Origin of the sequence: Streptomyces sp. NBC_01591 (genome assembly GCF_035918155.1) — a bacterium.
GTDB lineage: Bacteria > Actinomycetota > Actinomycetes > Streptomycetales > Streptomycetaceae > Streptomyces.
The window spans coordinates 7,877,462-7,895,962 of the sequence record NZ_CP109327.1 but is presented as its reverse complement, the minus strand read 5'-3'; the positions used below and the strand labels follow the sequence as shown (position 1 = coordinate 7,895,962).

Genomic DNA, 18,501 nt, shown 5'->3' with positions numbered 1-18,501 from the left:
CGTAGACCTCAGGTCGGGCTCGTGGCAGACCGAAGGACTGTCAAGCCGAGGGTGATGTGCACTGGCCGCCCGCCACCTGTGCGGTAACGGCCGTTGACCCACCGTCCGCGCGTTGCCTCTCCCCGCCCGGGGAGGCAACGCGCGGCGTTCCACTCCCGACGGGACCACCGCTGTGCACACCCTCCACACCACCCTCACCCACGCCGCCCGTCTCGTGCTGATCGGCCTGGCCGCCGCACTGGCGCTGCTCGGCGCCGCAGGCACGGCCGGGGCGCACCCCTTCGGCACACCGCCGGTCGCCCAGGTCAGGGCCGAAGGCCGCACCGTCGACATCACCTGGTCGGCCCAGCAGGACGACCTGGACGTCCTGCACCAGGCAGCCAAGGGGAACGAGGCGGCCTACCTCGGCTCGCACATCACCGTGCACCAGGACGGCCGCGCATGCCGGTTCGGGGCGGTGGACACTGCACGGCTCGCGAGCAAGGGCGCCCTGATCCACTACACCTGCCCCGAACCCGTGGACACGGTCGCCCTGACCATCACCGCACTGACCGACGTCAACCCGGCCTATCGCACGATCTCCGTGACAAAGAAGGGCGGCGGCGGCCTGCACACAGCAAGCGACCCCACCCTTACCCTCGCCCTCGGCGGAGCCGGCTCCGCCGCCACCGCATCCACGGCGCCGACGACCGTGTGGACCACGGACCTTGAAGCACTGCTGGACCACGGCGTCGTACTGCCGCTGGCCCTTCTCATCTCGGCAGCAGTGGGCGCCTTCCACGCCTGCGCCCCCGGCCACGGGAAGTCACTCGCGGCCGGATACCTCGTAGGCGGCCAGGGCAGAGCGCGGGACGCGGTGTGGCTCGGCGCCATCGTGGCCGTCATGCACACCGCATCGGTCACCGCACTCGCCGTGGGCTGGTGGCTCGCCGCCCAGCAAGCACCGGACGTCGCAGCGGTGACCAACTGGCTTCAGCTGACCGCAGCCCTGATCGTCGTCGCCGTGGGCATCGGCCTGCTCCGGCGCCACCTGACCAACCGCAAGCACGGCCACAGCCATGGACACCACCACGACCACGGGCATGACCACGAACACCACCACGGCCACAGCCACAGCCACCACATCCCGACGTCCACGTCTCTGCTCACCTGGCGCGGCATCCTGCTGCTCGGCACGTCCGGCGGCCTGCTCCCCTCCCCGTCGGCGTTCCTCGTCCTCCTCAGCGGACTGCTGACCGGCCGGATCGGCACGGCGATCGCCATGGTGGTGGCGTTCGGCGCCGGCATGGCACTGACCCTGACCGGCGTCGGCCTCGTGGTACTGCGCGGTCGCGATGCCTTCCTCGCCCGAGCCTCGAACTCGCCCGTGCTGCGCACCTGGAGCACCCGCATCCCGGTCATCGCCGCCTGGGCCGTCGTCATCGGCGGCACCGTCGCATCAGCCATCGCCGCCGGACGCGTCCTGGCAACGTGATCAAGGGAGCCTGGGCTTCGTCCGGCGGCGGTGGGGCTCACCCTGAGTGGCTCCGCCGATGAGGCCCTTGACGAAGTACCTCTGGCATACCAGTGGCCTGAGTCGGAGGTACGTCGTTGGTTTGGCGCGAGCCGTCCAAATCCGACGAGTCCGCCGTTGTCGGTGACCGGTGCCAAGTGGGCCGTGCTGGCGGGCTGGGACATGCCCAGCGCGAAATCTGGCCTCAGGCGTCTCGCCCCTTTCCCCTGCACCGCATATGACCGCGACGCTCACATCCTCGCAGGTCGCGGGCCTCTTCTTCTATAGGGCCGTCAGTTCGGGGAACTGCGCCGAGCAGCCGGGGTCGAGACGACACCTCGCCCCGCCCGTCAGTTGCGCCGGGCCACGATCCGATACGCGTTCGACACCCGAAGCCGGTACGACAGCGGCCGCACCACGAACCGGTCGAGCAGGGTGCCCACCACCAGCGCCGGAATGCCGGCGACCAGCAGCACCCCGCGCAGCGTGCGGCGCAGCCGACTCGGTGGCTCGGGCAGCCACGGCACATCGTCGCGCGGTGCCACATGGTTCAGCGCCAGCCATACGGCGGCCAGCAGGTCGACCGGGTCGTGCGGCTCGGCATGCTGCTCGGCGACCACTGTGAAGCCCATCTCCGTGAGCCGCTCCCGCAGATTGGCCACCGGGACGAAGTGCAGGTGCTGCGGCTGGAGCCAGGGCAGCCACCAACGGCCCAGCAGCCTCGCACAGCGGCTCTCAGGGTCCGGCACCTCGATGAGGAGATGCCCGCCGGGCCGTACCGTCTCCCATGCGGCGCGCAGTTCACGATCGGGCTCAGTACTGTGCTCCAGGTAGTGAAACATGCTCACCACGTCGTAGTGGCTGCCCAGTTCGGGTGCGAGGTCGGGAAAACTGCCTCGGTGACCACGGTCCACCCGGCCCTCCCGCTCAGCCAGTTCGACGCCGTCGGTGAAGTCAAGGCCGTCGAATACGGTGTGGGGCAGCACCACCCGCGCAGCCTCGCAGAAGTGGCCGTGCCCGGTCCCGACGTCCAGCCATCTCTTCGGCGCGGAGTCGTACGGCAGCATCGACTCAGCCCGCCCCCGGTACATCTTGGTACGGCCCCCGAAGGTGTCACCGAGTTTCTTCTCGCCGAGCCCGTCGTAGAAGTCCCGATAGTAGAAATCCAGTCCCTGCGCGTTCAGTCGAGGGTTCTGAAAGGTGTGACCACAGCCCTCGCAGCGGTCGAGAACGAAACGGCCCGGCTTGTGCTGGAGCAGGTCGGTGGTGCGCAGCCGGGTGGTCAGCTCCTGCGAACCGCACCATGGGCAGTTGGTGCGGCGCGGCTCGAAGAGGCTCTCCCAGCCGGCGGCGATGTCCGCCTGATAGGCGGGCCGCAGCCGGGCGATCCGGACAGCGGACTCGGTATCTTCGCTCATCTGAACTCCCTGGCTGTTGCCGTACGTCGTGGCGTTGCATCGGCTGATTCGCAGTGCGCGAGAGTGTCTGTCGAAGTCGTGGCCGCTCGGGTGGGAGATGGCGGAGCCTTCCCGGGCCGCGACATTGCTCACCTGACGCACAGCGAGATCGTCGAGACACTGAGGGCCAACCGGCTGACCGCGCGCGCCCCGCTGCGGAGGGTGGGCGACTGGGCCGGTGAGTACGCGGTCGAGGAGATCTTCGGGTTCGAGGCGGAAGTGCTCGACGACGACCGGCTGGGCTGTGGAGTGCGGTCGCCGTGGTGTCCGGCTTCGCCGTCACAGATGATCACGAGCATCCTCCCTTCATGCCCGCAGGCTTCCGGAAGGACTCGTCCAGTTCGCCGAGCCGGAGCGCGGCGGCACGGGCCCCGCCCGCGGAACGGAACGCCGTACGGATCCGGTGGGCCTCGACGCGGTATCCGGTGTCGTCCAGGACGGAGTCGACCGCCGAGACCAGCTTCTGGACCGTGACCCGCCCGAACCGCACCCGCACCCCTGCCCCGGCGTCCACGACCTGTCCGGCCACCACCGGCTGGTCATCGCGGATGGGAGCCACCACAAGTGGAACCCCGTGCCACAGCGCCTCGCACACACTGTTGTGGCCGGCATGGCAGACGACTGCGCCAACGCCTCTTTCCAGAAGGGAGAGTTGCGGCACGGACGGCACGATCAGCACATCCTTGTCGCCGTCCCGCGCCGAGAGCACGCCACCGGGATCGACGATCACCGCCTGCACCCGGTCGGCCCGCTCCCGCAGCGCGCTCCGGCACACGTCGAGGAACCGGCCGCCGACATCGGTGTTCGCCGTGCCCAATGTGACCAGGACGGTGGTGCGGCCGGCGTCGATCCATTCCCACGGGAAGGCGGCGGTGGACGGACGCGCCGTGATCGACGGACCGACCCAGCAGACCCCGTCGTGCGCCGAACCCGCCAACTCAGGTGTGCTGAAAGCGAGGACGAGATGCGGTGAGAAGCGGGGGTCGGCCGTGCCCGCCGGATCCCCGACGGCCTCCCGGAGCGCGCCCAGCCGCCGCTGCAACCACTGGCCGACCTTGGGAAGCCCGGCGAGGGGGTCGGTGAACTCGGCCGACGTGGTCGCCGAGGTCGCCCACGGCAGGCCCAGCCGCTCCGCGATCAGCGCGCCCGCGAATGCCTGCTGGTCGGCGACGACGACGTCCGGCCGGAACGCCTCGACAGCGGCCCGGACACCCGGGGCCATCGCCTCGGCCAGCGGCAGCAGATACCGCTCCCACAGGAACTTCAGCGCCTCCGGACCGCGCAGCTCCGCCGGCCGCTCACCTTGCGGCGCCCCGGCGCACGCCATGACGGGCCCGGCCCCGGGGCCCGCGAGTCGGCTGACCAGCGCCGGATCGGGACACACCCACGCCACCGCATGTCCTGACGCGACGAGTTCGGCGGCGACACCGACGGTCGGGTTGATGTGCCCGACCAGGGGCGGAACGACGAAGAGGAAGCGGCTCACCCGGCCACCTCCGCCGCCACCCGCCCTGTGGTGCGGCCGGCCTCCTCGACGAGCGCCAGGATGTGCCCGCCGACCGTCCCGGAGGCCTCCACCAGGACCGAGTGCTCGTGCCCCGGGATCACCACGGTCCGGCAGTCCGGAAGCGCTGACGCCAGCCAGGGCGCGAGTTCGGCGAGATCGGAGTCGCCGCCGTACAGGCCGAGCACCGGACAGCGCACTGCCGCGATCTGGCCGGCCGTCAGGGCGCTGCTGGCCGGGATGTCCCGGCCGAGGGTGGTGTCACGGGCCAGTCGGGCCGCACCCTTGGCCAGGCGCGCGGTGTTGTGCCCGCGGTGGGTGCTGATCCAGGCGATCGCGTCGGGCTCGTTGTGGGCGAGCTGGGTCACGACGCGGTCCAGGATGCCCCCCAGCTTCTCCGCCCAGGCGGCGGTGGCCGGTTCGGACTCGATGAGACTGACGCTCGCCGCCCGCTCGGGGCGCCGGGCCGCGAAGCCGAACGCGATCGTGCCACCGAAGGAGTTGCCGACCAGATGCACCGGACCGGTCACCGCCAGCCGGTCGAGCAGCGCCTCCAGGTCGTCGATGTTGTGCTCGACCGTGTAGCCCTCGGCAGGGCGTTCACTGCGCCCGTGGCCGCGCAGGTCGTACATGACGACATCGAGACCGGCGGCCGCGAACGCGGGCGCGACGGTGAAGTAGTAGCTGGCCAGGCTGTCGGTGAGCAGACCGTGCACCAGCACCACGGTGGCGATGGCCGGCCGGCCCTCCCGGGGACCGATCCGCTGTACGTGCAACCGGACGGCGCCGGTGTCGACCATCACCATGGCTCAGCTCGCCTCCCCGGCCTTCAGACTGGTCACGACGTACTCGACCAGCCGTCCGACGGTCAGCTCGATGATCTCGTCGAACTCCATACCGGCCAGGAACTCTGCGAAGTTGACCCGGTCCCCGTACCGCTCCTGGAGCAGCCCGGCCAGGGTGACGAGGTCGATGCTCTCCAGCTCCAGGTCACGGTTGAAGGTCGTCCTCATGCCGATCTCGACGTCGTCGAGGCCGTACTCGTCCTCCAGGAGCCGCGCCAGCATGCCGGTGAGGTCGGCGAGGACGGACTCCTCGTCGGCGGTGACGGGGATACGGGGGGTGGGAGCTGTCATCGGGCGTCGTACTCCTTAGCGGTCAGGTTTCCGGTCGTCCATGCCACTGCGTACGCGCGCTCCGGCAGCCGGGGCGGGTTGGTGGCCGGCACGCAGTGCACGGTGTAGGCGCGTTCCAGGCGGCCCGCGACGGTCAGCCGGTCGCCGGCCGGTGTCGCGTCGAGCACGGTGAAGTCCCGTGGCCGGCCGCCGAATCCGGTGCCCTCCGCCTTCGCGACGGACTCCTTGGCCGCCCAGAAACGGGTGAACCACAGGGCCTCGCTCTCGCCGGTGTCGGCCGACAGGCGGTGCAGCAGCCGCAGCTCGTCCCCGTCGAGGACGGCGGCGAGGGCCTGCGGGGTGCGATCGGTGACCTCCTCGATGTCGATGCCGGGGCCGGGGCCGGTCCGGTGCGGTCGGACGATCGCGACGGCCGCCTCCGCGCAGTGGGCCAGCGAGACGTCCAACGGGGGCAGGACCCGCCCGTGCACGCCGGTGACGTACGGACGGCCCGTCTCGTCGTTGTGCACCCGCAGTTCCGCCGGGAAGACGGGGCCCTCGCCGTGGTCCCACAGCCACTGCCGCACCGAGTCCTTGACCGCGATGCGCCCCAGCAGCCACTGCCGGCGCCCGCGTGGCGCGTGCCGCGCGTACTCCGCGCGCTCCGCACTGCCCAGGGAGTTACGCATGATCAGCTCCCGGGACGCCAGGTCCGGCCACCTCTCGTGCAGCAGCCGCCAGCCGCCGGGGCGCGGCTCGGACAGGGTGTTGCGATCCGGGAAGCGCTCGACGGGCCGGGTCTGCGGGTCGTTGTCGAAGCGGCGGTCCTGCCAGCCGTACAGCTCCGCCCACACGGTGCCCCCGGCCCTCAGCTGTACGTCGGCCTCCAGAAAGGCGTCGGTGAGCGAGGTGACGCGCACCAGACATTCCACCTCTGTGCCCGGCGCCGGATGCGGCCCGTAGAACCGCATCTCCCGCATCCCGACCGGGAACACGACAGTGCGCTCGGAACGGGTCGCCATGATCCAGTAGCCGAGGATCTGGCCGACGTTGTCCAGCAGCGCGCCGGGCGCGGAAGGGGTGGTGAGACGTCCGCGCACATGGCGGTCGCCGATCGCGGTGAGTTCGCTGACGCCCTGGAACGCCGGGCCGTGGAACATCCAGCGCTCGGCGTAGAGCTGGGCAGCGGTGTGGTCGGGGGCGTGCTCGGTTCCGGGATCGGTGGCCCATGGAGCGGGGGGCGGGGCGGGGTACGCGGCGGCGAGCTCCACGGTGGCGCGGGCCCGCGGGCCGAAGGAGACGGCGAGAAGGCCCGCGCCCTTCGGCGTCACGGTCACGGGCACGTCGACGGCCGGGGTGGCGGTGAGCCACTCGTCGAACCGCGCGCCGTGCACGGCGACCGGCAGCCCGCCGGGGACCGTCTTCTGCGCGGCGTCCACGATGTGCTGCACGATCGTCGTGGCCGGGACGACCGGCCACCGGTCGGCGACTTCGGGCCAGCCTGGCCGCTGAGGGAAGAAGCAGTGGTCCAGGAGGTAGGGCATGGTGTCGGTCGAGACGTGGACGGTCGTGTGCCGCGACCCGGCGGACGGGGCCGGCTCAGACGTCCTCGCCCTCGCGGACATGAGGGCGGCTGCCGTGTCCGCAGTCTCGCTCAGCAGGGCGCTCAGTTCGGCGGCCACCGGGGAGCTCTCGGCGAGTGAGTCCAGGGGCGACGAGCCGACCGGGACCGGCGCACACGCGGGCGCCCGCAGCTCGGCCCGCAGCGCGGGGAGCCGCTGGGGCGAGAGGGACACCAGAGCACCGCTCAAGTCCAGTCGCACCGGTGGCCGTCGATACGTGGTCGCCGCCTCGACGGGTTGCAAGGAGGGCGCCACCGTCGAACCCGCCGTCCACAGCGCGGTGGCCACCCGGCGCAACTGGGCGAGGCCGGTGCGGTGGGGCGAGTTGGCGGCGACCACCAGGTGGTCGCGACCGCCCAGGGTGTCGCTCACGAGGGAGCCGAGCTGACCGGGCCCGACCTGGACGAACACCCGGTGACCGGCCGCGTTCAGGGCCTCGGTCAGCTGCCGGAACCGCACGGGTTCCAGCAGATGCCGGACGAAAAGAGCCCGGATCCCCGTCTCGTCCTCGGGGAACGGCGCGGCGGTCGTGCCCGACCAGAGCGGGGTGTGCGGCGGATGCAGCCGGAACCGGCGGGCGGCCTCCTCGATCGGTCCGAGATGGGGGCGCAGCATCGGCGTGTGGAAGCCTGAGCGAAACGGCAGAACCTGGCTGAGGACGCCCTGGGCGCGACGCGCCCGTACGAAGTCCTCCACCGCCGCCTGCGGACCGCACACCATCGACTGACCGGGTGAGTTGTCGTGGGAGAGGACCAGGCCCGCCCGGCTCCCGCCCTCGTCGCGCAGGGCGGCCAGGACGTGCTCGGCGGAGGCGCCGATCGCGCCGAAGGCGAGACCGGGGACCGTCACCGAGGCGGGGTCGAAGGCGGCCATGAACGCGTCGACCTCGTCCCCGGAATACAGCCCGGCCGCCGCCATGGCCGTCCACTCGCCGACGCTGTGTCCGGCGACCGCGTCCGGCACGATCCCACTGCGGCGCAGCGCCGCGTCGAGGAGGCGGCCGACGGCGACCACGCCGAAACCGTGCCGGCCCACGTCGCCGGTCCGGTTTCCGTCGACTGCGGGGGCACGCAGACCGAAACGGGCGGCCACGTCGTCGACCTGCGGGGTGAACTCGCCCTCCAGACCCGGGAACAGGAATGCCAGTCCGCCGTGGCCGGCGCCCAGGAGGGGGTTCGGCCGGAACCAGACGTCACCGCGTCCGTGCCATCCTCGCTGCCGGGCGACCGCGCGGCGGGCCAGAGCGAGCCGTTTGGCGGTCGGGTCGACGATGCCGATACGGGCGGGGCCCGCCTCCGGGTGCGGGTGGCCGGGGGCGAGGCCGGCAGCCCGTACGGTGTCGTCGTCGGCGTCCAGCAGGGCGGCGAGGCGCGCCGGGGAGTCGGCCGCGAGCAGCAGGACGTGCTCGGGTTCGGCGACCTCAAGGACCGGGCGGGCCGGCATGCTCGCGCGGGACCTGCGCACGCCCGGGGCCTCCTCCAGCACCACATGCGCGTTGATCCCGCCGAAGCCGAACGCGTTGACCGCGGCCCGGCGAACGGGCCTGTGCGCGGTGGTCTCCCAGTCGGCGGCCTTCTCCAGTGTGCGGAACCGGGTGCGGGCCAGGGCGGGGTGCGGGTCGTCGCAGTGCAATGTCGGAAGGAGTGTGCGGTGGTGGACGGCGAGCGCGGCCTTGACCAGACCGGCGACCCCGGCGGCCGGCATGGCATGCCCGATCATCGACTTGACCGAACCCAGTACCGCGTCACCGTCTCCAGGGCCGAACACCTCGGCGAGTGTGGCGAGTTCGGCGCTGTCGCCTGCCGGGGTCGCGGTGCCGTGCGCCTCCAGCAGGCCGACCGAGCCCGGCTCGGCGGGGTCGAGTCCGGCCGCCCGCCACGCCTGCCGTACCGCCTGCGCCTGACCACCGGGCTCGGGGTTCATGAGACCGGCCACCCGTCCGTCGCTCGCCACGCCGGTACCCCGGACCACGGCGTAGATCCGGTCTCCGGCACGCTCGGCGTCGGCCAGCCGCTTGAGGACGACAACGCCCGTCCCCTCACCGATCAGGATGCCGTCGGCGTCCCGGTGGAAGGGCCGGATGCGCTGGCTGGGGGAGAGTGCGCGCAGCTGGGAAAAGACGCTCCACAGCGTGATGTCGTGGCAGTGGTGGACGCCGCCGGCGAGCATCACGTCGCACCGCCCGGAGGCGAGTTCGCCCACGGCCTGGTCCACGGCGACCAGTGAGGAGGCGCAGGCGGCGTCCACCGTGTACGCGGGCCCGCGTAGATCGAGCCGGTTGGCGACCCGGGAGGCGGCGAGATTGGGCACCAGGCCGATCGCGGACTCGGGGCTGTCCGGACCGAGACGCTCGGTGAACGCCTGGCGCACTCTTCCGAGTTGGTCTCCCGTCAGGTCCGGGAGCAACTCCGCCAGTGTGCGGAGCAGTTGGCTGGCCGTGCGGACTCGCTGATCGAGCCGGACCAGGCCGGGCGTGAGATAGCCGCCCCTGCCCAGAACGACGCCGACCCGGCCCCGGTCGGGAAGGCGATCCGTGCCGCCCGCGTCATCGAGGGCGGCCGAAGCCACGTGCAGGGCGATGAGCTGGTCGGGTTCGGTACCGGCCACCGAGTTCGGCATGATCCCGAACCGGGTGACCTCCACCTGCGCGAGCCCGTCCACGAACCCGCCGCGGCGGGCGTAGACCTGGTTCGCGACGGCCGGGTCGGAAGCGGTGCCCGGGTGGTAGTACTCGGCGTCCCAACGCCCGTCCGGTACCGCGCCGATCGCGTCCACGCCGTCGCGCAGGTTGCGCCAGTAGGCATCCAGGTCCGCAGCGCCCGGCAGCAGCACCGCCATCCCGACGATGGCCACCGGCACTTGTCGTGCGGCCATGACCTGGGTGCTGAGACCGTGTCGGGGCGGCGCCACCACGACCGTCACCAGCCCGAGGCGGTGTAGACAACGGCGGTGGCGGACTCCTCGCCCCAGGCGAGCTCCCGCAGCAGCGCCGCGGTCCCCTCCTCCGGATCGATCAGCCGGATGCCGCGCCGGGCGTACTCCCGGGCCAGCTCGGCCCCGATCATGCCGGTGTGATCGGCCGAGGGCGCCCAGGGGCCCCAGTGCACAGTCACCGCGCGCCGTCCGGTGCGGGCGGCGAACGCCGCGCCGAGGGTCTCCAGCGCGTCGTTGGCGGCCGCGTAGTCCACCTGGCCGCGATTTCCCAGGACGGCCGATATCGAGCCGAACAGCACGGTGAACGCGGGCGGTGCGGGCAGTTCCTCCAATGCGGTGAGCAGGGCGTCGGCGCCGGTCGCCTTCGTGGCGTAGACACGTCGGAAGGACTCCGTGCTCTTCTCGGCGATGAGCCGGTCCTCGATCACACCGGCCGCGTGCACCACGCCGTCGAGCCGGCCGTGCTCGGCATGGATCTCCTTCACCGCCTGCAGTACCGCGTCCGGTTCGCGGAAGTCGACCGATCGGTAGCGGGCCCGGCCGCCCAATGCGGTGATTTCGGTCAGGGTGGCCGTGATCTCCCGCTGGGCAAGCAACAGTTCGGCGGCGCGGTTGATCTCGGCCGGCTTCAGTCCGCCGCGGGCGGCGAGTGCAGCGCGCAGCTCGGCCGGGGTACGCGCGGACGCGGTGTCCTCGGCCTCCGGACCGTCCGGGGCGGGAGTGCGGCCGAGCAGTTCCAGACGGCAGCGTGCGGTGCCGGCGAGCACGGCGGCGAACTGTGCGGTGATGCCTCGCGCCCCTCCGGCCAGCAGCACCACCGAGTCCTGGTCCAGGCCGAGCGCCGTGGCCTCCGAGGTGCCCGCCCCGGCCGGTCCGGCGCCCGTGCTGCCGAGCACGCCGAGCGGCGCCGCCACCAGTTCGAACCCGTGCCGGCCTGCCGCCGTCCGCAGCACGACCGGCGTCCGGTCCGACGCGACGGCCTCGGCGACCACGGCGTGCGCGAGCGCGGACGGCGAGGCGTCGGCGACCTCGACGATCCGGGCCACCGTCTGTGGATACTCGTGCACCACGGTCCGGAACAGACCTCGCAGCCCCGCGGTCCGGGGGTCGGGCGCCTCAGCGTCGGCGGGCCGGACGGCCAGCAGCCATCGCGGGGCGCGTGCCAGGGCGGCCTTCAGCACGGGGAACGAGGCGGGCAGCAAGGGCAAGTCGTCGGTGCCCGCGAGGGCCCCCAACCACAGCACGCCGTCCACCGGGCCGTCGGTCTCCGTCAGGACGTGGTCCCGGGCCCGTGCGCCGACTTCGGCGCCGTGGGACGCCAGGCGGGCGGCGACCTCGGGGGCGTCGCCGAGCAGGATCCAGCGGGTGCCCGCGAGAGCGGACGACGGGTCGGTGCGGGCGTCGGCCCGTTCGTCGAGGAGGACCGGGCGCAGGAGGTGCCGTCCGGGGGGGTCGGCGGTGACCGCGTCCGGTCCGGGCTCCACCGCCGCCGGGACGGCGGGCCGCTCGGCCGGCCCGCCCATCCGCGCGGTCAGCCAGTCGGTCACCGCGGCGGCCGTCCGCGCCTTCGCCAGCTCCTCCAGCGCGTCGTCGTCCAGCGCGGCGAGGTCGGAGCCGGCCCCGGCACCAAGGCGCCGGGCCAGTTCGCCCGCGATCTCTGCCCGCTTGATGGAGTCGATGCTGAGGTCCGCCTCCAGGTCGAGGTCGGGCTCGATCATGTCGACGGGGTAGCCGGTGCGCTCGCTGATGATTTCCAGAACGACCCGCTGGACGTCGGCCGCTCCGGCGGCCTCCACGGCTGCCGGCTCCACGGCGGTGGCCGGCGTGCCCTGTTCCGGGTCCTTCATCGGCGGCTGCGCCGGGGGGAGTTGCGGCACGGCCTGGATCACCTGCGGGGCCGCCTGGGACGGGACGGACTGCGCGCCCGGGGCGGATCCGAGGTAGGTGAGCAGCACGTCCCGTTGGGCGGCGATCATCTCCCGGCTGGTGCGCAGGAATTCGGAGATGAGCGTGTCCTGGTCGGAGGGGGCACTGTGCGGGGAATTCGTCGTCACAGTCGTCTCCAGGGTCTCCGTGACTCGTCGGGCCGGTGCGAGCGCACCGGTGAGGAGGGCGCCGTCGGCGGTGCGGACCAGTTGTCCGTCGACCGTCCATCCGGGGATCTTCGGCGCCGGGGTACGTGCCGCGTCCACCGCGTCCCGGCCGCGCAGCAGCCACCCGGCGCGCACCGGCAGCCCCGCGACGGCGAGCTCGGCCAGAGCGTCGAGCCAGCCGCGCAGGCCGCTGCCCGGACGGGGTTCGCAGGCCACCGTGCGGTGCGGGCGATCGCTGAGGATCTGCCCGACCAGCCGGGTCAGAACCGAGCCGGGGCCGGCTTCGACGAAGACGCGTGCCCCGGCTTCGTACATCGCCTCGATCTGCTCGACGAAGGCGACCGGGGCACCGATCTGGGCGGCGAGTTCGGCCCGCACCGCGTCCCCGTCAGCGGCGTACGGGGTGGCCGTGCGGTTGGACCACACCGGGAATTCGGGCGCGTGCACCGGCCGGGCCGCGAGCGCCTCGGCGAACCGGTCGGAGGCGGCGGCGACCAGCGGGCTGTGGAACGCGCAGGCGACGGGGATGCGCTTGGCACCGTGACCGGCCTCGCGCAGCAGCCGGACGGCCTCGTCGACGGCGTCCGTCGGTCCCGAGATCACCGTCTGCCCGGGCGAGTTGCGATTGGCGACGACAACACTGTCCGGCGCGGACGCCGCCTTGAGCGCCTGCGCCACGTCCTCGGCGCCGGCCGAGACTGCGGCCATGGTCCCGGGATCGCCCCCGTCGCCCTGGGCGGACTGCGCGGCTTGAAGGATCGCCGCCGCTCGCTCCGCGCTCAGTTCCAGCAGCGTCTCGGGGGTCAGTGCGCCGGCCGCGCACAGTGCCACCAGCTCGCCGTAGCTGTGCCCGGCGGCCATGTCCGGCTGCACGCCGGCCGCGGTGAGCACGGCGTGCGCGGCGAGTCCCGTGACGCCGAGGGCGGGCTGTGCCACGCGGGTGTCGGTCAGCGCGGCCCGTTGCCGCTCGCGTTCGGTGTCGTCGAAGGCGGCGGGCGGATACAGGGTGTCGGCGTGGACGCGGGCGAGTTCCAGATAGGGGCGCAGCTCGGGAAGAGCGACGAACAGGTCGGCGAGCATGCCGGTGCGCTGGCTGCCCTGGCCGGGGAAGAGAAATGCCACCTTGGCGCCGCCCGAGTCGCCGGTTCCGGCCCGGTGGATGCCGCGTGTCGGAGTGTGCTCGTCGGGGTCGGCCAGAACCCGCCGCAACTTCTCGACCAGGTCGTCCACGTCCGTCGCCACGATGGCGACCCGGGCCGGGTCCGCGCTGGCGTCCGACCGCCGGGCCGCGCTCAGCGCAAGGTCCTGAAGCCGCCACGACCGGTCCCGGGGCTGAGCGGTTGTGAGGAGCTCCTCCATCGCCCGGCGGGTCGCGGCCTCGTCCCGTCCGCGGAACACGAACAGTTCGGCCGGCCAGGCGTCCAGTCCCCGCACGGGCGGTACGCCACCGGCGTGAGCGGCCAGCACCACGTGGAAGTTGGTCCCGCCGAAGCCGAACGCGCTCACTCCGGCGATCCGTTCCTCCGCGGGCGCCGCCCATGGCCGGGCCTCGGCGTGGAAGACGAAGGGGCTGGTGTCCGCCTCCCAGGCCGGGTTGGGCTTCTCGACGTGCAGGGTGGGCGGCCGGACGCCGGTGTACAGAGCCAGCAGCGTTTTGATCATTCCGGCGAGACCGGCAGCGCACTTGGTGTGGCCGATCTGCGACTTCACCGAACCGAGCGCACAGCCGCCCGGTTCTGCCCCGGCCTCGGTGAACACCTCGCTGAGGATGCGCAGTTCGGTACGGTCGCCAACGACCGTACCGGTGCCGTGCGCCTCGACGAGACCGACGTCGGCCGGTGAGACGCCGGCGTTGCGATAGGCGCGTTCCAGAGCCGAGCGCTGGCCCTCGGGCCTGGGCGCGGTCAGACCGAGTGAGCGGCCGTCGCTGGAGGAGCCCAGGCCTTTGATGACGCCGTAGATCCGGTCGCCGTCCCGCTCTGCGTCCGCGAGCCGCTTGAGGACAACGCAGGCGATGCCCTCGCCGAGCGCGATGCCGTCCGCCGAGTCGTCGAAGGCGCGTGAGCGGCCGGTGGGAGACAGGGCGTGCACGGAGGAGAACAGGACATAGTCGTTGATACCGTTGTGCAGGTCGGCGCCACCGCACAACACCACGTCGGAGGTGCCGCCGGCCAGTTCCTTGCAGGCGACGTCCACTGCGGCCAGTGACGAGGCGCAGGCGGCGTCGACGGTGTAGTTGGCGCCGCCGAGATCGAGCCGGTTGGCGATCCTGCCCGAGATGACGTTGGCGAGCATGCCGGGGAAGGAGTCCTCGGTGAGTCTCGGGAGCTGGTCGTCCAGACCTGCGGGGACGCGACCGTAGTACGAGGGCATCACCGCCCGCAGCGTGGCCGCGTTCGACAGATCGCTGCCCGCCTCGGCGCCGAACACCACGGAAGTGCGGGAGCGGTCGAACTCCCGTCCCCCGTAGCCGTATCCGGCGTCCTCCAGAGCGCGCCGGGCGGCCTCCAGGGACAGCAGCTGCACCGGTTCGGTGCTACCGAGAGAGGTCGGCGGGATGCCGTAGCGCAGCGGGTCGAAGGGGATGCGGGGCAGGAAGCCTCCCCACTTGGAAGGGGTGGACTCACCATGATGGACGGCCGGGTCCCAGCGCTCGGGCGGGACCTCGCTCACCGCGTCCACTCCGGCGACCACGTTCGCCCAGAAAGCAGGCAGGTCGGGCGCCTGCGGGAACATGCACGCCATGCCGACGACGGCGACGTCGAGCGGAGCGGGCGCGACCGGCTCCCGCACCTCGCTCGTCGGGGCCGCCTGCGCCGTCCGCCGGGTGAGGTGCTCGGCGGCGCCGGTGGTCACCGACTCGTGCAGCGCCGCGACGGTCGTGGTCACCGAGCGCAGCACGGCCACCTCGCCGGCCATGAACATCCCCTCGGCGAACTGGCGCCGCTCGTCGACCGGCGTGAGGCAGCCGTCGGCGGATCGGTCGACGCCCTTGCTGGCGATGCGCAGCCGGCCGACGTTGAGCCTCTCCAGTTCCTCCCAGATCCGCCGGTCCGGCACGCCCTCGGCGCGTAGCCGGGCCTCCTGGTCGCGGTAGCCGGCGGTGAAGGGGCTCGGCACGCACCGCGTCGCGTGCCCCGGCGCCGACTCCAGCAGCGTGGTGCGCTCGGCCTCCAGGACCTGCTGCTGGAAGAGCGGCCGGACCGCCCCGCGGGATACGGCCTCCTCGGTGAACAGATACGCGGTACCCATCAACACACCGACGGCCGCACCGCGCGCGGTCAGCGGCGCGGCCAGAGCGGCGACCATCGCCGCCGACCGCTCGTCGTGCACTCCGCCCGCGAAGAACACCTCGAGGTCTTCGGCCTCGTGGCTCTCCAGGAAATCCTCCAGGACGGCCAGTTGGGCCTCCCAGAGCGCGAAACTGCCGCGCGGCCCCACATGCCCGCCGCACTCCGAGCCCTCGAACACGAACCGGCGTGTCCCGGCTTGGAGGAACTGCCGCAACAACCCCGGTGAGGGCACGTGCAGAAACGTCCGGATGCCGTCCTGCTCCAGGGCCTGCGCCTGGGACGGCCGCCCACCGGCGATGATCGCGTGAGTCGGCCGCACGTCCCGTACGGCCTCGAGCTGGGCCGTACGCACGTCCTCCGGCGCGAAGCCGAGGACCCCCACGCCCCAGGGCCGGCCGTCCACCGCGTCCCGTGCCTCGGTCAGCATCGTCCGCGTCCGCGCGCCGTCCGCCAGCGCCAGGGCGAGGAAGGGCAGTGCTCCGTCCGCTGCCACCGCCGCGGCGAAAGCGGGTCCGTCGCTCACCCTTGTCATCGGCCCCTGGGCGACGGGGAGCCGGGTTCCGAGCGCCCGGCTCATCGGCGACCCGGGCCGCAGCGCCCGTGCGGCCGTGTCGTCCCGGACGGCGCCCAGCACCGCTTCCCGCAACGCGCGCACCGTTCGGCGCACATCGCCCCACCGCTCGGCGAACCGGGCGGCGAGGAAGCCGTCCTGGCCCACCGGAAGCAGTTGGGTAAGCGGATCCCGCCCGCCCAGAAGCGCCGCCACCTCCTGCGGCCCGGCACCCTCCGCGAGGCGCGGGGCGTCCGGGCCTCGCCGCAGCAGGACACGGTGACCGGCCCGGACGACGGTTTCCGAGCCGTCGATGGTGCGCAGCGCGGCGGCGACCGGTTCGGGCAGCGCCGACTCGGCGAGCAGCGCGAGTTGGCCGTCGAGGACGACGCCGGCCGCTCCACCGGCCACCGCGGCGGCGGCCGTTCGCGGGCCGATGCCGCCGCACGCCCACACGGGCCGGGTCACCTCGGGCGCGGCAAGGAGCCGCTGGAGCAGGACGAAGGTGCTCAACTCGCCGATCCGGCCGCCGCACTCGGTGCCGCGAGCGATCAGACCGTGCGCCCCGGCGCGTAACGCGTCCCGTGCGTCCTCCAGGCCGGTGACCTCGACGAGCACGCGAAAACGCGCCGCGAGCCCGGCGATCGTCCAGGCTGCACCTGCTTCCCCGGCCGCCGCTGCGACCGCGAGAACCACGGTGTGCGGACCGTCCGGAGCCAGGTCGGCCGGGGTGAGTCGGCAACGCGCGTCGACCCGGACGCCGAACCTGCCCGAAGCCGTGCGCCGCAATTGAGCGAGGGCCTCGCGGGCCCTCCGGTCGCCGGGCCCGAGGTCGAGCACGCCGAGACCACCGGCCCGGCAGACCGCCAAGGTGAGCCCGGCATCGGGCTCACCTAACGGGGTGATGCCGATGATCATGTCTTCGGAACGCACAGCGGAGTTCATCGTTCTCCGAATCAAGAGTGAGACTGCACGGTGGGGGGTTCTGTACAGACGAGGCGGCTCACCGGCTTCCTGCAGGGAAAAGCCCACCGCGGAACGCCGATATGAAGCGTGTGTTCGAAGCGGATTGAAAGGTAGTGGCCTGGTTACTCACCGGTCAAGGTTCAAGTGAGCGATCGGTAGCTGCTTCATCGATCCCGTCGGTCGCGAGTGGAGGGCGAGGCGGGAGGAGAACGGCTGAATTCTTTTCCGACGAGGCATCGTTCACCTGGACTGTTGCAACTTCCTTTACTGTGCAGCCGGTTGGGGATTGGCTGGTTGGGGTGCACAGCAGATCAGGCACGGGCTTCGCGCGTGTGTTTGAGGGCTGTTGATGGTGACGCCCTGGACCGGGCGATGGGCGCCCGTGCGACCGGTCGGCACCACGCAGCCACGGGCACTGTTTCCCATGACCGCCCCCATGTCCGGGCGCGTGATTGCCATGGACACGAAGGCGCCAAGGGCTCGGCCCGTCTCACCGTGCGGCCCAGACATCCGCTCTCCGCGGTCATCCCACGGCCGCGTGGGGACCAGGCCGAGTTCGGCACGAAGGCGAACGAGGCCGACCAAGACCTGCGTCGCGGACGAACTCGGCCGGATCGCCGTCCCCCACGCGCGCCTTGCCCTACACGTCGACCGTCGCCGCAGCTGCCCGGGGGCAACTTCGCGGCTGGCCAGCGCGTACTCCGGTTCCGTACTCCCCGGAGAATAGCCGCACTTGCCCAATGAACCGATAGCAACAATTGCCGACCTCGAACCGCATCACGAGAAGGAGGCCGCAGCGTCCCCCGAAGCTCCCCGCTCCGAGGGAAAAGACAGCGAAGAAGAAGCGCAGGAATGGCTCCAGGCCATCATCGAGGCCGCACAGGCCGGCCTGAGCCCGACGCTCGCCACCATGAAGCTCCGAATACGGCGTAGCGAACATGGACCTCGCCCTGCCCGGCCTTGAGTTGAAAACGCTGGACCCCTGCTTCGCAGGGTGGCGGATGCGCGTGGTCCCCGCTCTGGGCCACCTAGCGGTGCGGATGATCACTAATGGCGTCGTCGACCGCCACCTGCGCCGCCATGACCTCCGGCACACCGGACTGACCTGGTTTGCCGACGCCGGAGTCCAAGTGCACGTCCTACGCAGAATCGCTGGCCGCGGGTCACTGACCACCACCCAGCGCTACCTTCACCCGGACGTACACAAGATCACGGCTGCCGGCGCAGCGCTGTCCGCGCACCTCAGCGTGGTGCGCGCACCGCGCTCCCTGCCGGGCCCGATCGTCATGACCCGCTGACGCCGGTCAAGAGGCTGGTCCCCAACTGGTCCCCAAGAATGACCAAGGGCCGGTTTCGGATGTCTCCGAAACCGGCCCTGACCTGCGACTGTCTCCAGTCGGGACGACAGGATTTGAACCTGCGACCCCTTGACCCCCAGTCAAGTGCGCTACCAAGCTGCGCCACGTCCCGATGCG

8 protein-coding genes, 1 tRNA gene and 1 pseudogene are annotated in these 18,501 nt (G+C 72.2%); 2 read left to right on the top strand and 8 right to left on the bottom strand.

Features of this window, described 5'->3' with window-relative positions:
- The first annotated feature begins 112 nt into the window (after nucleotides 1-112).
- A complete protein-coding gene (locus tag OG978_RS36495; protein ID WP_326769330.1) occupies nucleotides 113-1,474 on the top strand; it encodes a hypothetical protein in 1,362 nt (453 codons plus the stop codon).
- Nucleotides 1,475-1,842: 368 nt separating this feature from the next.
- Here the strand turns inward: OG978_RS36495 and OG978_RS36490 are convergent, their stop codons facing one another.
- From OG978_RS36490 to OG978_RS36460, 7 genes are all read right to left on the bottom strand, one after another.
- Nucleotides 1,843-2,910, bottom strand: a complete 1,068-nt coding sequence (locus OG978_RS36490) for a class I SAM-dependent methyltransferase (RefSeq protein ID WP_326769329.1) — start codon at nucleotides 2,908-2,910, stop codon at nucleotides 1,843-1,845.
- A 128-nt stretch (nucleotides 2,911-3,038) separates the two neighbouring features.
- Entirely contained in the window at nucleotides 3,039-3,242 is a 204-nt protein-coding gene (locus OG978_RS36485; protein ID WP_326769328.1) for a hypothetical protein, read from the bottom strand.
- A complete protein-coding gene (locus tag OG978_RS36480) occupies nucleotides 3,239-4,435 on the bottom strand; it encodes a glycosyltransferase (RefSeq protein ID WP_326769327.1) in 1,197 nt (398 codons plus the stop codon). The genes OG978_RS36485 and OG978_RS36480 overlap by 4 nt, the downstream gene beginning before the upstream one ends.
- Nucleotides 4,432-5,259 (bottom strand): alpha/beta fold hydrolase, encoded by an 828-nt coding sequence (locus OG978_RS36475; protein WP_326769326.1) that lies wholly within the window; start codon nucleotides 5,257-5,259, stop codon nucleotides 4,432-4,434. Before OG978_RS36475 ends, OG978_RS36480 begins: the two co-directional genes overlap by 4 nt.
- Nucleotides 5,260-5,262: 3 nt before the next feature.
- The gene (locus OG978_RS36470; RefSeq protein ID WP_326769325.1) at nucleotides 5,263-5,589 is read right to left on the bottom strand and encodes an acyl carrier protein; all 327 of its coding nucleotides are present in this window, start codon (nucleotides 5,587-5,589) and stop codon (nucleotides 5,263-5,265) included.
- Entirely contained in the window at nucleotides 5,586-10,064 is a 4,479-nt protein-coding gene (locus OG978_RS36465) for a beta-ketoacyl synthase N-terminal-like domain-containing protein (protein WP_326769324.1), read from the bottom strand. Before OG978_RS36465 ends, OG978_RS36470 begins: the two co-directional genes overlap by 4 nt.
- Nucleotides 10,065-10,108: 44 nt before the next feature.
- Nucleotides 10,109-17,005 carry an SDR family oxidoreductase gene (locus OG978_RS36460; RefSeq protein WP_326769323.1) on the bottom strand — a complete coding sequence of 2,299 codons (6,897 nt, stop codon included), beginning with the start codon at nucleotides 17,003-17,005 and terminating at the stop codon, nucleotides 10,109-10,111.
- A gap of 778 nt (nucleotides 17,006-17,783) precedes the next feature.
- Between OG978_RS36460 and OG978_RS36455 the strand changes: the two are divergent.
- Nucleotides 17,784-18,324: pseudogene (locus tag OG978_RS36455) on the top strand (tyrosine-type recombinase/integrase).
- A gap of 98 nt (nucleotides 18,325-18,422) precedes the next feature.
- Here the strand turns inward: OG978_RS36455 and OG978_RS36450 are convergent.
- Nucleotides 18,423-18,496, bottom strand: a tRNA-Pro gene (locus tag OG978_RS36450).
- Nucleotides 18,497-18,501: the final 5 nt, after the last annotated feature.

What these genes read in the sequence shown, in the direction of transcription:
- OG978_RS36465 (WP_326769324.1), bottom strand. Translation starts at nt 10,064, where the DNA reads ATGGCCGCACGACAAGTGCCGGTGGCCATCGTCGGGATGGCGGTGCTG.
- OG978_RS36475 (WP_326769326.1), bottom strand. Translation starts at nt 5,259, where the DNA reads ATGGTGATGGTCGACACCGGCGCCGTCCGGTTGCACGTACAGCGGATC.
- OG978_RS36470 (WP_326769325.1), bottom strand. Translation starts at nt 5,589, where the DNA reads ATGACAGCTCCCACCCCCCGTATCCCCGTCACCGCCGACGAGGAGTCC.
- OG978_RS36490 (WP_326769329.1), bottom strand. Translation starts at nt 2,910, where the DNA reads ATGAGCGAAGATACCGAGTCCGCTGTCCGGATCGCCCGGCTGCGGCCC.
- OG978_RS36460 (WP_326769323.1), bottom strand. Translation starts at nt 17,005, where the DNA reads ATGAACTCCGCTGTGCGTTCCGAAGACATGATCATCGGCATCACCCCG.